Source organism: Protofrankia sp. Cj5 (assembly GCF_917627405.1).
Taxonomy (GTDB): Bacteria; Actinomycetota; Actinomycetes; order Frankiales; family Frankiaceae; genus Protofrankia.
On record NZ_CAKJTO010000003.1, the window covers coordinates 50,727 to 65,745 of the forward strand.

Annotated in this window: 13 protein-coding genes; 4 read left to right on the top strand and 9 right to left on the bottom strand. The window is 64.9% G+C overall.

The window, feature by feature from the left end; all coding sequences use genetic code 11:
- Positions 1-18: 18 nt before the first annotated feature.
- Both MJ777_RS01670 and MJ777_RS01675 read right to left on the bottom strand, forming a co-directional pair.
- A complete protein-coding gene (locus MJ777_RS01670; protein WP_239372621.1) occupies positions 19-1,671 on the bottom strand; it encodes an alkaline phosphatase family protein in 1,653 nt (550 codons plus the stop codon).
- Between the two features lie 483 nt (positions 1,672-2,154).
- Positions 2,155-2,610 carry a hotdog fold thioesterase gene (locus MJ777_RS01675; protein WP_370651771.1) on the bottom strand — a complete coding sequence of 152 codons (456 nt, stop codon included), beginning with the start codon at positions 2,608-2,610 and terminating at the stop codon, positions 2,155-2,157.
- Between the two features lie 741 nt (positions 2,611-3,351).
- Between MJ777_RS01675 and MJ777_RS01680 the strand changes: the two genes are divergently transcribed.
- Positions 3,352-4,458: a porin PorA family protein gene (locus MJ777_RS01680; RefSeq protein WP_239346444.1), complete on the top strand. Its 1,107-nt coding sequence runs from the start codon at positions 3,352-3,354 to the stop codon at positions 4,456-4,458.
- Positions 4,459-4,901: 443 nt separating this feature from the next.
- Here the strand turns inward: MJ777_RS01680 and MJ777_RS01685 are convergent, their stop codons facing one another.
- The gene (locus MJ777_RS01685; RefSeq protein ID WP_239372623.1) at positions 4,902-5,687 is read right to left on the bottom strand and encodes a peptidase inhibitor family I36 protein; all 786 of its coding nucleotides are present in this window, start codon (positions 5,685-5,687) and stop codon (positions 4,902-4,904) included.
- Between the two features lie 822 nt (positions 5,688-6,509).
- On the opposite strand from MJ777_RS01685, the gene MJ777_RS01690 reads away from it, so the two are divergent.
- Positions 6,510-6,842 (top strand): MazG-like family protein, encoded by a 333-nt coding sequence (locus tag MJ777_RS01690; protein ID WP_239372625.1) that lies wholly within the window; start codon positions 6,510-6,512, stop codon positions 6,840-6,842.
- 4 nt (positions 6,843-6,846) lie between these two features.
- Here MJ777_RS01690 and MJ777_RS01695 read toward each other — a convergent pair whose 3' ends face one another.
- A complete protein-coding gene (locus tag MJ777_RS01695) occupies positions 6,847-7,266 on the bottom strand; it encodes a hypothetical protein (protein WP_239372637.1) in 420 nt (139 codons plus the stop codon).
- A 290-nt stretch (positions 7,267-7,556) separates the two neighbouring features.
- Here MJ777_RS01695 and MJ777_RS01700 point away from each other — a divergent pair, with 290 nt between their 5' ends.
- Positions 7,557-8,267 carry an alpha/beta hydrolase gene (locus MJ777_RS01700; protein ID WP_239372639.1) on the top strand — a complete coding sequence of 237 codons (711 nt, stop codon included), beginning with the start codon at positions 7,557-7,559 and terminating at the stop codon, positions 8,265-8,267.
- A gap of 243 nt (positions 8,268-8,510) precedes the next feature.
- Here MJ777_RS01700 and MJ777_RS01705 read toward each other — a convergent pair whose 3' ends face one another.
- From MJ777_RS01705 to MJ777_RS01720, 4 genes are all read right to left on the bottom strand, one after another.
- Positions 8,511-8,972 carry a phage tail protein gene (locus tag MJ777_RS01705; protein ID WP_370652622.1) on the bottom strand — a complete coding sequence of 154 codons (462 nt, stop codon included), beginning with the start codon at positions 8,970-8,972 and terminating at the stop codon, positions 8,511-8,513.
- Positions 8,973-9,366: 394 nt separating this feature from the next.
- Positions 9,367-11,019 (bottom strand): FAD-binding oxidoreductase, encoded by a 1,653-nt coding sequence (locus tag MJ777_RS01710; RefSeq protein ID WP_239372643.1) that lies wholly within the window; start codon positions 11,017-11,019, stop codon positions 9,367-9,369.
- A 336-nt stretch (positions 11,020-11,355) separates the two neighbouring features.
- The gene (locus MJ777_RS01715) at positions 11,356-11,679 is read right to left on the bottom strand and encodes a hypothetical protein (protein ID WP_239372645.1); all 324 of its coding nucleotides are present in this window, start codon (positions 11,677-11,679) and stop codon (positions 11,356-11,358) included.
- Positions 11,680-11,700: 21 nt separating this feature from the next.
- Entirely contained in the window at positions 11,701-12,570 is an 870-nt protein-coding gene (locus tag MJ777_RS01720) for an LLM class F420-dependent oxidoreductase (protein ID WP_239372647.1), read from the bottom strand.
- 530 nt (positions 12,571-13,100) lie between these two features.
- Between MJ777_RS01720 and MJ777_RS01725 the strand changes: the two genes are divergently transcribed.
- A complete protein-coding gene (locus MJ777_RS01725; protein ID WP_239313747.1) occupies positions 13,101-13,340 on the top strand; it encodes a DUF433 domain-containing protein in 240 nt (79 codons plus the stop codon).
- 333 nt (positions 13,341-13,673) lie between these two features.
- Here the strand turns inward: MJ777_RS01725 and MJ777_RS01730 are convergent, their stop codons facing one another.
- Entirely contained in the window at positions 13,674-15,005 is a 1,332-nt protein-coding gene (locus MJ777_RS01730; RefSeq protein WP_239372649.1) for a hypothetical protein, read from the bottom strand.
- Positions 15,006-15,019 lie beyond the last annotated feature (14 nt).

Genomic DNA, 15,019 nt, shown 5'->3' on the forward strand with positions numbered 1-15,019 from the left:
CCCTATTGCCGGTCGCTCTTAGCTGCGCCGGCCCGGCTGCGCGCCAGCGGTGCGCAGCGCCCCGGACAGGTCCGCGACATGTGCGTCACGGCTGGTCAGCGGCTTGAGCCCCAGACTGCGTTCGATAGTTGCCAGGATGGACGTCGTGTCGTAGACGGTGTGGTCGACGCCGGAGTGCGGCAGGGAGCTGCTTATCACCAGTGCCGGAACGCGAGTTCCCGGTCCGAACTGGTCATAGACCCCCTGGGTGGGGCTGCCCTTGCCGGGTGGGGAGACATGGTCCCACTGACCGCCGAACTCGTCATAGGTGACTATAACGAGTGTGTCCTTGCCCGCGGGCCCGTTTTCGATCGTCTTGAGCAGGTCGACGAGGTGGTCGCTACCGTCCGGCTCACTGGCGTAGCCAGGATGCTCGTTCTCCGCGCCGTAGGGCTTGACAAAGCTGACGGTCGGCAACGTACCTTTCGTCGCAGCCGCAATGAATTTTGTTTCGTCCTGTAGGTGGGCCCGGCCCGGCTGTCCCGGTGCGTACGCGGCGAAGTAGTTGAGCGGCTGGTGGTGGTACTGGAAGAGCGGACCGGCGTGGCCCGCCTCCGCGTCGTCCCAGCCACCGGAGTACCAGTTCCAGGAAACGCCGGCAGCGCTCAGCCGGTCTCCGATGTTCGGATACTTGGCGTCGTCGATCAGCGGAAGCCTGATGGTGCTGGAACTGTGCGGGGTGTTGGTGGGCTGGATGGTGTTGATCGCGTAGTCGCCGCAGGCCACCGTGGGATTGGCGGTTGGGCCGCAGGCCTGGGTCAGCTGCGCGTCCTGCACCACTGTGGTGGTTGGCTTGTACAGCGGATAGGTGGTCGGGAACCCGTTGGTGTCCACAACCGAGTGCAGGTTCGCGTCTGGGCCGCCGGCTCCGGCGCTCGTGTCGATCGGGGCCTGCGCCGCGACCAGGAACTGGTGATTCAGGAAGGAACCACCGAACGCGGCTTGGAAGAAGTGGTCGGCGACTACGTAGTGCGGGGCCTCGGCGCCGTGCAGATATTTGTAGATCGGCAACGACCTGGTGTTGTAGACGCCCATGGTCAAGCCTACAGCGTCACTGCCCGTGACGTAACGGTCCTGCCTGCCGCCGTCGATCTGATACTGCTCCTGGTAGAAACGGTGCGCCAGGTCACGGGTGCACCCACCGGGCTCGCTGCCCGCGCTGTTCGCGAGGACACCGTTGGTCGCGGCGGTCCCGGGCGCCGGGCAGGTGCTGGCATTCGCCGGAATGTAGCTGTCGATGGTGAACGGTTTGTTGCGGAAATAGCTTGCGGGGACCCCGTTCGCCGCGTCCACGCAGGTCGTGGGCAACGGACTGGGCGACGTCAGATTCACGTCGTTCTGCGGTAGACAAGTGTAGCGTTTGCCGTCCTGCGTGACCTGGGCCGTGTGTGACCTGTCCGCATCCCTCAGGCCGTCGACCCGCTGGCCGTCAACCGTGCCCCATCGCCCATAGAGATTGTCGAAGCTGTGATTCTCCTCGTAGATCACTACGAGGTGTTTATACCGACCGAGAATTGGGCCGTGCCTGCCGTGTTGTGGCGGGTTGGCAAGCACGCCCGGGGCCATCCCCAGCCCGATCACCGCGGTCGCGCTCGCCGCGAGAGCCGCGTGGACCACCTGTCGTCGTCGCACAGTTCCTCCGATCCTCCGACGATCATCCGAATCCAGCTGCCCCCGCGGGACAACCGGAGAGCAGAATATGCGGGCGGTGCCAGTGGCCAATCAGAAGATTTATTGTCGGTGTTTGTTACCCGGGCCAGCTTGAACGGCATTATGGTATTCGCCGGGTTCGCGTGCTGTAGGTGTCGGTGGGAGCTGACCGTCCTGGCGGCGCGGTGGTCATCCGGTACGCTTGTTCCTGTTCTGTAGCCGCCGTGGCCTGGGCGAATGCGGTTCGAGTGGCACCTTTCGTCCTCGGGCGGGTGGGCAGGTACCCCTCGGTGGCTTGTGTCGTTGTCGAGGTGAGTCCGCGGGATGCGGCAATGCCGCTCTTCCGGGGACGCGGGCCTGACGTATCGGAGTCCTTGCATCCGGCTGGTCCCACCGGTGTCCGCTCACCGGCGTCGGCAGCAGCCGTCCGTAGCAGCCGTCCGTAACAGCCGTCCGCCGGCTTGGCTACACGGTTTGCCGCCTGGCTCCGGGCGGAGCGTCGCGAAACAGGCAGGTTAGTCGTGACGTACACACAGGGCGACCGGAGTCATCGATGATCCGGATGTCGTAGGTGCTGAGCGTCGCGCCGACCTGGATCGCGGTGGCTGTCGCCGTCACCGTGCCCGACCGCGCGGCTCGGTGGTGAGTCGCGTTGATTTCGATCCCCACGGCCGCCCGGCCGGCCGCGGCAGGTGAGATTGCCGCGGCGAGTGAGCCAACCGTCTCGGCGAGCACCACGGACGCGCCCCCGTGGAGCAACCCGTAGGGCTGTCGGTTGCCCTCGACCGGCATCGTCGCGACGATCCGGTCCGGAGTGGCTTCGATGATCGTGATGCCCATGCGTGTGGCCAGCTCGCCCCGGCTGTGGTTCAGGACAGTGACGACATCCTCGCCGGGGCCGGTGCGGGAGACCGCGGAAATGGCCGCCGCGATGTCGGTGATCGAATGGGTCTCTGGGCTTGCGCGGATGCCCGGGTCCAGCTCGGTGCTGGTACCGATGATCGGATCTGCCACGTGAGCTCCCTTCTTCCTGTCCTCACATTCAAGCGCGTGTCAGCGCCTGCCGGGCGCTACCTGGCGTATGGTTCTCGGCCGTGAGCCGGCTACCCCGCGGGGTAGCCGGCGGCTGATCCGCGGGCTTCGACGATCCGCGCCGGGACGCCCATCAATGTCTATGCCGTATACAAGCCCGCTACCTGCGTATTCATCGATACCCGACGCTGATGGACCCGTCCCGATACCGCGATCGCCTGTCCCGATACCGCGATCGCAAGGCGCGGGCACCGGGGCGGAATCCGCCATCCCGATCCGTCGAGGACCGCCGGGTCCTGGCTGGAATCGCTCGCTTCGGGCGCCTGAAGGTGCCGCAGGCAACCTGGAACTGTCGGCAGGCCTGTCGGGTCGGTGGCATGTACCATCCCCCTTCTACGTGCTCACTACAACAGCCGATGCCGTCCCGAGGACGCGGCGGAATGGATGTGCATGCTCCAGACTGCTGTGAACCATGGGCGCCCGGTTGGCCGTTGCATCGGCGGGGCTTCACCTGCGCAGGTGCGAGGCTGGCGACTCGTTGCCGGTGCAAACGCCGTTACGTGACTCGACAGAACCACCCGTGAAGCAGGTTGGACGGCTTGCGGGTCCGAACCGATGGGAGATTCCCCGATGGCGTTACGACGCTCATCCATCCTGCTGGGAACGGCTGGGTTGCTCCTGGTCGCGCTGGCGCTTATCGAGCGCTTCGCGGTCGTGCCCATCCTGACGAGGCTGCCCGGGGACACGAACATATCGTTCGACTTCGCGGGGACGGGAACCCTGCTCAACACGAAGGCCCTCGCTTCCGGCGACATGGCCCACGTGTTGCAGAAGGATGTGCCGCTCACCATGGAACGGCAGGTCCGGGTTGTCAGCACCAGCGGTGACGTCGCCATCATTCATGATGATTCCACCCTGCACGCGGGGCCGACCGTCCTGCCGGCCAGCCAGGTGTATGCCGTCGACCGCAGCACCCTCGAGGCCACTACGCCGCCGGCCGGCGTGTCCGTTGAGGTTGAGCCCGCGTCCGGCCTCACCGTGGGCTTCCCGATACATCCGAAGGCGGACAACTCTTATCAGTTCTACGATTCCGTGGCACGACAGACCGTCCCGGTGACCTATGAGGGCGCCGACGGCAAGTACTTCGGCCGCAGCGTCGGCATCTACCATGCGGTGTCGACCGGGCCCGTCCAGGACGCCGAGCTGAGCCACACGCTGCCCGCCGTGTTGCCGAAGGACAAGCTGGCCCCGCTGGTGTCGTTGTTGCCCGCCGACGTACAGACAAAACTGCTTGCGGCGAATGCGGCCCTGCCCAATGCCATACCGATGCACTACACCGTGACCAAGGATCTGCATGTATGGATCGACACCGTGACCGGCCTCGCCGTGAAGGAAACGGCGAATGAGAAGATCCTCGCCGGTGTCTCCATCGACGGCCAGGTGGTCAGCCTCCTTCCGGTGCTGGCCGTCGACCTCACCGTGACACCGCACAGTCAGGAGGAGCTGGCACGTAAGTCCGCGGCTGTTGCCCGGCAACTGACCATGGTTGAGGTCATTGTGCCGATCGTTCTTGGCGCACTGGGCCTTGTTCTGCTGGCGGCCGCGATTATTCGCCAGCGTCGTTCATCCCACCGTGAGTCAGCCCCTATAATAGCGTCGCTGGTAGCTACGCCCGGACCCTCCACCGATGCCGGGTCAGCCAGTTGGCCTGTTTCTTATCAAGGCCCACTGTCCTAGCCGAAACGGCAGGCGTCAAGTTTGCAGGCGTGCAGTGGACGTGACCGCATCGAGCGGCTTTCGATGACTGCCGCTCTGAGTCTTTCTGGTGGCGTTCTCCAAAGAACCGATGACAGTCTGTTCGCGGGTGTAGCGGTCCCGTCGCTGGCATGTCAGCGACGGGACCGGGTGCCAGGCCGGACGGCGGGGGCTGCGTCACCGCGGGGGTTATCGGCGCTCCCCACCAATGGGATGGGATCGATGGCTCGACCTGCTGCCGTCTCCTGATCGCAGACATGGCGCATAAGAGTTCGCTGCCTGGCCGACAGCACACAACCGGTTCCGGCAGTGGCGGGACGCCGGTGTGTTCGATGCCTTGAAGGAATCCGTGGTCGATACGTGTCACCAGTGACACGTATCGACCACCGGTCCGCAGGACCATGGATTATCCTCCGCGCGGTGGATCAATTGCCGCAGGAGTGGACCCACTTGGATGACGCGATCTCATTTCTCAAGGCCTTGCCGTACCCATCCAGGCCGGGCCCCCAGCTGAAGTAGTTGTACCGCAGATCCCGCCATACACTGCCGGCGCCAAGGCATCCCCAGGCGCCGGTGTAGTTTGTGTGAAAGTAGAAATTGATGCTGTTTCCATGCGCGCTGTTGTTCTGGACCGCCCCGGCCCTGTTCCGGAAGTTCCCGCAGTCGTCACCCCATGTACTGTCGTCGTTGTACCATCGACATACGGCGGTGGCATAATTGTCGTCGTTCCAGATGTTGTTCCAGGCGTACACATAGCCGTCGCCGCAGGAAAAGCCATTCACGGTTACCGTCTGGAAATCACCGAGCTTATCCCAGTTCCCGGGGAAGTAATTCACTCCATTGTCGTTTACCGAGACCTTGCCCACGCAGCCCAGCGGTACATAGAACTGGTCAACATCGGCACCGTCATGGTAATAGCCTCCGCATGCTTCCCCATTCGCGAGTGATTCCTGATGCCAGCCCTGCCCGTCGACGTACCAGCGGATTTGGATTGTTTGTCCCGAATGATTGATCACCTCCCCGCACGGAGGAATCGTGCACCCGTTCGCCAGCGCGGGGCTCGACGTGAACACAACTCCCAGTCCGGCCAGTAACAATGCCGTTATAAAGGTGGCGAACAACTTCCGTGTACGCTTCATGGGCATCCCCTCGTGATTGTGGATTGCCATGGCTACGCGTCGCGCGCCCTTGTTTCGAGGTGTGTAGATCATGCGTGGCGTTCTGCGTTGTTCTCCACGGCGGCGCATGCAGACTGTAGGTATACGCCCGAACCACCGGCAAGAGATCGACCCGACGCTGGGACGATGGGACGCCTGACCCATCCTGACCTGCTGAAACGGCAACGGACGGGACGGTCGAGCCGCGTCGGGCAAGCAATGGGCGCCCGTGCGTGACCGGCTGGCCGTTGCGAAACGATCTACCGCTGGGCAGTCAGGGCTACCCGGTCCACATCCACACACCTCGTAGGTACCGCTCGCCGCCACCAACGGGCGGGAGCCATCAAAGTCGCGGGCGGCCGCGAGAGCGAAGCGGACCAAGCCCTCGATCTCGCGGCCACTGCCAGGGATTCGCTAGATCGCCTGCGCAGGGTGGCGATCGGAAAGTTTTCAGACCCAGCGTTTAGAGCGACCGGCAATAGGGGACGCGGCGTCGCGGGGCTGGGGCACGCACCCCAGCCTCGCTCCTTGATCCACACTCCTATTGTCGGGCGCTCTTACCCAACTTCGTTTGGGTCGACATCCCTGCCGAGAGCACCCTGATGAGCAGGTGACGCCGAAAGCGGTCCGACGCCGTGCACAGTCGGCTCCTCGCCCGCGACGCCGTAGAGCACCCCCGGCCGCGACGATCGAGGCCGTCCTTGACGCCTACGAGAGGTCTTCACTCGGCTCGCCAACAACACATCAGTTATCCACCTAAATATCAACGTAAAAACATCTGTGTGCGGACCGCTACCGGAGGGTGCGGCCGACGGCCCAGGCCCGGTCGGTGACGGATAGCCTGCCTGTGTCCGTCACCGACCCGCGGAGGAGACCTTGGAGATCCGAGAGGCCCAGAAACGCGCCTGGGTCAACAAGATTAACAAGGGATTCAACACTACCGACACGGCATTGGAGTTTGGACTGCTCACCGCCGAGGTCGGTGAAGCGTTCACCGCCTGGCGTAAACGACTTCCTGACTTCGGCGAAGAACTCGCGGACATCGCTATCTACCTCATGGCACTCGCCGAAATGAACGGCATCGATCTCGACACCGAGGTCGAGCAGAAGCTCGATAAGAACGTTGGCCGTACCTACGAACGCACGGCCGACGGCGTTCTCGTCCGCATTCGGGAACAAGATCCGGAAGGCCAGGCATTGAGCGGATAATTCGTCACTCGCGGTTGGTGCGTGCGGCTCCGGCATAGTGCGGCTCCGAACCGGCCCGCCGCGGCAGGAGCAGAATCTGGGCGAACGAGCCTTCGAAGTGTTCCCGCGCCACTGAGTGCTCTTCCGAGGTCAGCCAGCCGTCGTCGGCGGCCTCGTCTATTATCCGCGGTGTGAGGTCGACGACACTGGTAGCGAAGCTGCGCACCAGCAAATGGGCGGCGGCCTCGGACGGTGTCCAGGTAATCAGCCCAGTCCAGACGCTTTCGTCGAGCACGTGCGACCAGATGCCGCCGCTACGCCCGCGGAGCTGGAAACGGCCGGTGAGACGAGCGTGGAGCACAGCCGCCCGTTCTCCGCGGACAGTTGGCCAGAACGCATGCGGGTTGTCCAGCAGCGAAAATGTCGAGAATGTCGAGATAGTCAAGCCCGGCAGCCGGTTGAGTTCGGCGTGTGACGGTGATCGCACGATCTGTATCGCGGCGGCTTGGACGCATCCCAGCTACGCACATCCTCGTATAGCCGGCGCGGAGATCGCGCGGCATCCTCTTCGCAAGGGGCGGGTCGATGGGTCCGTGGTGTCCGCGGCCGACGCCCGGTTTCGGACGGCGTCCCGGCGCTGCCGGCCGTGGTCCACGCGCCGTCCACAAAACCTGATCGGCCCGACTGCCGGGCTGTTCTCCCGTCCAGACCGTCATGGAGGAGTGGTTCTACGCGATGCCTACCGACAAGCCCGCCATTGTTCTGATCCACGGGGCGTTCGCCGATGCGTCCGGTTGGGGCGATGTGGTCGCGAGGCTTCAGGCCCTCGGCTTCACCTGTTACGCTCCGGCCAATCCGTTGCGCGGTGTGATCAGCGACGGTGAGTACATCCGCGCGTTCGTCTCCACTATTGACGGCCCGGTCGTGTTGGTCGGGCATTCCTACGGTGGCAGTGTGATCACCAACGCCAGTACGGGGAACGCCAACGTCAAGGCCTTGGTCTACGTTGCCGCCTTCGCGCCGGAGGAGGGCGAGGCGCTGGCTGCCGCGCTCGCGCTGGGTGACGGGAGCAGCGATCTGGCCAAGCATCTGGTGCTCCGGCCCTACCCGGGCGCTCCCGAGGGCGACGCCGACGTGTATATCGATCCGGCGTACTTCCACGAGCTGTTCTGCGCCGATGTTGACGCGGGGCGGGCGGTGGTCATGGCGTCGAGCCAGCGCGGCTTCGCCGCGTCGTGCCTGTCGACGCCGTCGGGGACGCCGGGGTGGCGCACGATTCCGAGCTGGTATCTCGTGGCGGCGAACGACGCAACGATCCCACCGGAGGCCGAGCGAGTGATGGCGACGCGCGCCGGTGCACACACGATCGAGGTGGCCAGCTCCCACGTAGCCATGATCAGCCATCCGGTGGAGACGGCCGACCTGATCATTGCCGCCGCCAGCTGACGATCGCCGAGCCGTTGTCTCGGCACAGTCACCTGAGCGTGACCCCTACGGTGGGAGTGCCAACTTTTCGGTGCAACGGCTGATGTTGGTGCTACTTGGAGACCACTACGGCGGTCACCAGGGGCGACGGCTATGTGCGGCCGGCGGCGCACGGCGAGCCGTCGCGTACCGGATTCGGGGTGTCTCGTGGTCTGTGGACCCGACCGGCGGGAGATGGCTGACCGGCAGAAGCACTGGCGGGGGTCAGCACTCGTTTGTGATGACGAAGTAGGAGCCGCGTATGGTTCCGGCCAGCTTCGACTTCTGCCGGGCGAACTTGAACGAGGCGAGTTCTGCGGGATTTCCATCTCCGTCGGAGAGCTTGAACCCGACCGCTCGTTTCCCGAGGTTGTCGACGGTGTACATCACATTGATCGACAGGCCGTTCTCGTAGAAGACATATGCCATCCGAATGTTCTCGACCTGGAATGCGGTCGCCTCGAGCGGGCGAGCGGAGATGACGATGCCGCGTTCTTCTGTGATGATCCGGCTCACCCAGTCGATGGTCGGCCCGGCGCTGCTCACGGGCTCGACCGTGAAGAGGTGGCCATACTTGTTCTTGAAGTAGCGGGCCTCGTTCGCCCGCAGACCAGCGAGTACGGTCGCGGCCGGTGACGACTCCAGGCCGACGGTCGACACGGTGTCGAAGTCCACGGCATAGAGCATGGCGTCTACCGCCACATGTTATGTCCGTTCCTACCTCGGGTGGTGGCGCCGAACTCAGCGTATGCGCTGGTAGCGAAGGTAGACGACCCGGGAGCTCAGGGTCCGGGACTCGGTCAGCCGCAGGTCGAGGGGTTCGGCGAGCGGCGGGAGGATATGGGGTGCCGCTGCCGAGGATGACCGGGTAGACGAACGGGCGGTACTCGTCGGTCGGATCCTCGGCGACGGCGTTGGTCGGGCGCGGCGGCCGGAGCGGCCGAATGGCCCGGGTGGCCGGAGCGGTCAGGGTCGTTGACTCGCGGAAACGTTCACCGAACTCCCCTTGGCCAGCCGGCAAGGCGACCGACCCGCCGACGCCCCTATCCCACCCGAGCCGGCGCCGGAGCCCCTCCCGCGATCAGGACGCGGCCGGCTCGTCCGCGGTCGTCACGATGTCCTCGCGGGGGATGTCTTCCGGGCCGTCTCGCCAGTCGGGCCCGGCCGGGCGCATCCTTCCGATGTCCCTCCCGCTGGCTGGTGGGATCGCTTGCGGAAAATTGAAGACGCGATGTGGATCGACCGCCGCCTTTATCTTCTCGAGTCGTCGAAGGTTGGTCGCGTAGTACTGCTGAAGAAAGTCCGTCAATGAGGGGTCGAGAAAGTTCTGATATGCCTGCGGGATGGCGTAGGGTGATATCGCGTCGTAGAAGTCGCCGAGCCATGCGAGGTTGGCCTCGACGCTGTCGACAGAATCGCTGCCGCTCCACTTCAGGTACCACAACATGAACCAGTTGTTGTCGCGATGGACGAATGCGGTGGCGTCGGCGGGAACCGTGCTGGCCCGGCCGCCGGTCTGCAAAAATGACAGGTTCGCGTAGATTGATGTCCCCGGCCATCGCCGCAGCCAGTAAAGGGCCGTTTCGATCGCTTCGGGACGGACAGGTCCGAAGAAGTAGAGGGAGCGGTTCTGGAACTCGGTTGGTTTCGGGGTGTCAGAGAAGAAGTTCTCTTGCGCGTCCCAGTAGCCCAGCTCCTCGATCGTCGACTGTGCCGGTTGCGCCACGGTGTAAACCGGGGCGAGGATCTTGGCCAACTCTGTGGGCGGGCCGACGAGCTGTCCCTCGAAGACCACCGATACGTCCTGTCCCGCGGCTAGTTCCTTCGGCGTGACCCCAGTCACGGTGGTCCAGCTGCCAAGACTGGTCGGCGAGTCTTCCAACGCGGCGAGCAGGGCCGGCAGCACAGTGTCCGCCTTCGCGTCCCAGATCAAGCGAGAGGCCGTGACGGAGGCGGGCGCGGGAGAGGTCTGCACGGAGAACGAGGTATTAATACCGAAGTTGCCACCACCCCCACCCCGACACGCCCAGAAAAGATCGCCGTTCTCGTCCTCGCTAACCGGCACTATCTCACCATCGGCAGTAACAATCTGGCTGGCGACCAATGAGTCGACGGCAACGCCCAGCCGCCGTATGTTAAATCCGATCCCTCCGCCCAGCAGAAACCCGGCGGCGCCGACTGTCGGACAACGCCCGTGCGTGATGGTGGCATCATTCTGGCGCAGAGCACGATATACGTCAGCATTCAGGCAGCCGCCGCCGATCCTAGCAACACCTGTACGCCTGTCAAATTGCGCCTGATTCATAAGCTTGGTGTCGATCATCAGGCCGCGGGTCACTGAGAAATCTGCCGATGAATGACCGCCCGACCGTGCGACCAGCGGAAAGCCGTACCTGCGGGACCATTTGATCGCCTCAGCCACATCAGGGGCATTCAGGCAGCGCGCGATTCCGGCCGGCAGGACCGACGCCGCCCGCAGGTTGTAGGGCAGCGCCAGCTCGGCAAAGCCTGGATCACCTGGACGCAGCACAGGCCCTGAAATACTGCGCGCCAGCGTTCTCCAGGCTCCATCGACGTTACGCGCTTCCCTGGCCGCGAATACGGAGCCTCGAGGCCCCCACGACCCTAGCGGCCCGCTCAGGGCGACAGCCGCGATGCCGCTCGCGACAAAAGACCTACGCGTTCGCTCTACACCAACAGGAAGAACGGCCGAATCTGACTGCAGCTTCTCCATAACACCCCATCCAGAGACTCACTCGCTCCGCCCGGGGCCCAGATTATCTCGGCCGGGGTGCATGGCGGCTCAGTCGAGGGTTTGACCGCTCACAATGTATGCTTATTGAGGAATGACTGATTTGGGTAACCGAGATTTATCCCGTCTGCGGATGCACCGCGGCCGCGCGGAGCGAACAGTTCGCCGCAGGCAACCGGGACATGTCGGAGACGATGGGGTTGAGTGAGCCGACGATCCGCGCGGCCGATACCGCTGAAATGTCAGCGGTATCACCTGTTGTGGTATTCCCCGGTGCGGATGTTGATGTAACTGTTCGGGTCGAACCGCTGGCCGTATTCAGGAAAAAAACCACTCGATCTTCTGGTGCATACGTTTCCCGTCGCGTATCCCCAGGTCGAAGGCGACGACGGCGGCCCCGGCCTCCTTGCCGTCGGCCGTGATCTGGCCTGGAGCACAATGTATTCGGAGACGCCTGATCCCGGTCGCAGTCCCGCCTCCCCACGACAGCCAGGCCGTATCTGTCACCAGTCCGGTCGGGTCTCCGCCGTTGAAGATGGTTGCCGGCTTGACTTCGCCGTACCCCTTCTTGCTCGGCGGCCCCCACGGGATGCCGAGCGCGTTGAGACCGTGGTGGTGGAGCGGTGATGCCCTCGCTGGCACGTGGCGCCGGTGCGGCACCGGTCACGACAAGCCGAGTGCGTCTGCGACCGAGGCGAGGTAGTCGATGTGGCCGTCGACGGAGTCCAGGTTGCGGCCCATCGTCGCCACCGAGACATGGGTACCACCTGCCTCGCGCCAGGCATCGATCTGCGCCGTGAGGTCGCCGATGCCGCCCCGCGGAACCGCCACGTAGTCAGCGCCGAAGTCCTCGACCGACCTGCCCAGGCCGCGCACGCGATCACGCAGCCGTGTCCAGGCATCGACGGCGTGGTCGACGCCACCGCCACCGAAGAAGATGAAGCCATCCGCGAGTCGGGCAGCCCGCTCGAAGGCCACTTCACCAGATCCACCAAGCCAGATCGGGATGGGCCGCACCGGCTTCGGCACGAGGGCGGCTCTGTCAATTCGGTCGAAACGGCCGGAGAAGTCGACGACAGGCTCGGTGAACAACCGGCGAAGCAGCTCGATCTGCTCCTCCTGCCGGGCCCCGCGGGTGCGGAAGTCCTGGCCGAGGGCCTCATACTCGACGTGGTTCCAGCCGACTCCCACGCCGAGGCGTAGCCGGCCGCCGGAAAGGAGATCAACATCGGCTGCTTGCCGTGCCACGAGCGCTGTCTGACGCTGCGGAAGGATCAGGATCCCGGTGGCGAAACTGACGCGCTCGGTGATGCCGGCCAGGTAGGCGAACATCACGAACGGGTCGTGGAACGGGTCCTGCTCGGTGTATGGCCCCGGCAGCCGAGGCGTTCGGTCAGCGTGCACGGCACCGAGCACATGGTCATAGGCGAGGAGGTGCGCAAAGCCCAGGTCCTCGACCGCTCTCCCAATCCGCCGAACGGCGCCCGGATCTCCTCCGAGCTCGATCTGCGGGTAGACGGCGCCGATCTGCATGAGGTCCAGCCTGCCACGGGACTGGACGGGGCTCTGCCCCAGGTCGTCCGCGCCGAACCGGCGAGCTGTATGTCCGGGAAATGCAGTTCAGACGCGGCCCGGTAGTCGGGCGACGCCGCGTCTACCCCGCGCTCGCAGCGACCTGGATGACCGCGATCATGTCCCAACCTTCTGATCCTTAGTGGTCGCCGCCGGAAGTTCGTCCAGGGTCTGCCGGCGTCAGACGGCGCCTCGCCTCGTTGTCGTCGGCCCAGGTAGAACACCGCTACCTGGGCCTTCTCCGCCTCACGATGCATCCGTCTGTCATCCGGCCCCCCCGAACAACTTCCGGCGGCGACCACTTAGTTTGATCTGGATCATCTACTGACGTTCGTGGACGTTCGCCGCGTCCGAGGATCAGTGGGCGTGCGTCCGCCGACGTTCGTGGTCGTCTGCCGGCTTGCCTGTCAGTGTGGCTGTCACCGGCATACGGCCCGGATCGATCACGTAATGGTGGGCTGGCGCGTCGGTCGGCGAGCATGCTGGGAGGCATGGCGGAGGATCTTCTGTCGCTGGTGGTGGCTGACCCGATGATCGGCCACGGGCAGGCGTGTATCCGGGGGACACGGGTGCCGGTGAGCGTCGTCCTCGACTGCCTTGCTGACGGTATGTCCGACGGGGAGATCCTCGCGGAGTACCCGGCGTTGAGCGTGCCGGGAATCCGCGTGGCAGCGGCCTACGGCGCGCGTCTGGCGCGGGAGGACCTCGTGCCGCTGCGCACCGCGCCGTGAAGGTCAAGCTCGACGAGGGCCTCCCAGTCTCGCTCGCCGAGCGCCCTAGCGAAGCACGGGATCGACGCTGACGCCGTCTACCCTACGTCACGTTCCCTTCCGTTCTGCGGGAGCCTGGGGGTGAGATTCCCCCCGGGCGACCCAACCCGACGAGGAACGGCCTCCTGCTGATCGTGGTTTCTCGCCAAAGACACCGTGACCATCAGAAGGCCGTGATGGAGAGTTTGCAAGAAGAGCAGCCCTCGCGCCGAGGCCCCGGTCCGGGCACTGGTCAGCTTGTCGTTGGCGCCGGAGCATCGGCGCGACCACGGCGCCCGCTACGACGGACCAGAGCTACGGCTGGATGCCCCTGAGCTCGTGAGGACCGCCGTAGCGCCAGGCCGTCCGGGTGATACCCAGGCAATGGTTGGGATCAGCCGCCTCCGCGGTGGTGCCGGAGTAGTAGTCGTGGGTGAACCCGGACGTGTTGTTGAAAATCGAGTTGGGTATCGGGTTAGCTAGCGTCTCGTCGGCCCACACGTACGGGGTTGCCGTCCCGCAGTGTACGTACTGCCCGGCAGTGGCGTGGTTGTTGACGGTCGGTGTCGGCGCCACCCCGAGTGCCTCAAAGTAGTCCAGGATTGAGTGGCCGAACTCGTGCTTGAACACGTTGCGGTGACCATAGTTGATGGCGGCGTCGAGAATCAACGTGCTGTAGGTCTGCCCGGTTCCCATGGGGGGCGTGAGCCCGGCCGCGCTGCCGATCCATTCCGGCTGGCCGGTGGCGGTATTCGTCCCGGTGGCAGGCCAGATCACGATGACCGAGTCGAACGACGGGTCCTGATCGGCAGCGGTGTTGCCCGGCGACGGCCACCATCCGTCGCCGCTGCGGTCGAGTGCGCTGAGGGGCCGTGTCGGGAAGCGAACCGTCAGGCTCGGCGTCATGGTGCCGCTGGCGAGGGCGGGAAGGTCGGTCTTGATAAAATCGTGGGTCGCGCGCGCCGCTCGGTCTCGCTGGTCCTGGGTCAGCTGCGCGACCACGTGGTGCGTGGTGCCGTCGGACGCGGGGAAGGAGAAGTCCAGGTTCGGATAGATGAGGGCCAGGATCTTCCATCGGGGCGCCGAGGAGCCCGGCTCAAGCCGCTCCAGTTTGATGTCGTCGTACCAGGCCGTGCCCGTGGTCGTGCCGGACCAGTAGCCGAGCCGGGCCGCAACGGTCAGCTCGTGGCTGTCTGCGGAGTTGACGCTCACCCAGACCTTCGTCCAGTCGGACGTGCCGAATACGCCGGGTGAGCGGTCCCAGGTGCCCAGGAAGCCGAGGCTGGCTCCCGCGTCGACCGGGTTGGTCGAGTGCGCGACGCCTACTGTCTTGATCCATCCCGTTATCCGGTACAGCGTGTGCGGCTGCACGGCAACGGTCTGCGACCACCACGCGTCGTTGGGCTGCGGCGAGGAAATGCTGACACTCCGGTGTCCACTGCGGGCCACCGAGCTGGACCAGGAAAATGTGGTCGTAGGTTGGAAGGCGCCGGATGTCCATGCCTGCGGCGCGGCGGCGGATGCGTCCCGCGGTAGCTCGAACCGTCCGTTGACGAGGCTGGTCGAGTTGTCCGAGGCGTACGCGCTCGGACCGCGCGCGCCCACTCCCACCGCGACGGCCAACGCCGCGATAACGACGACGGGCAAGCGCCGCAACGCGA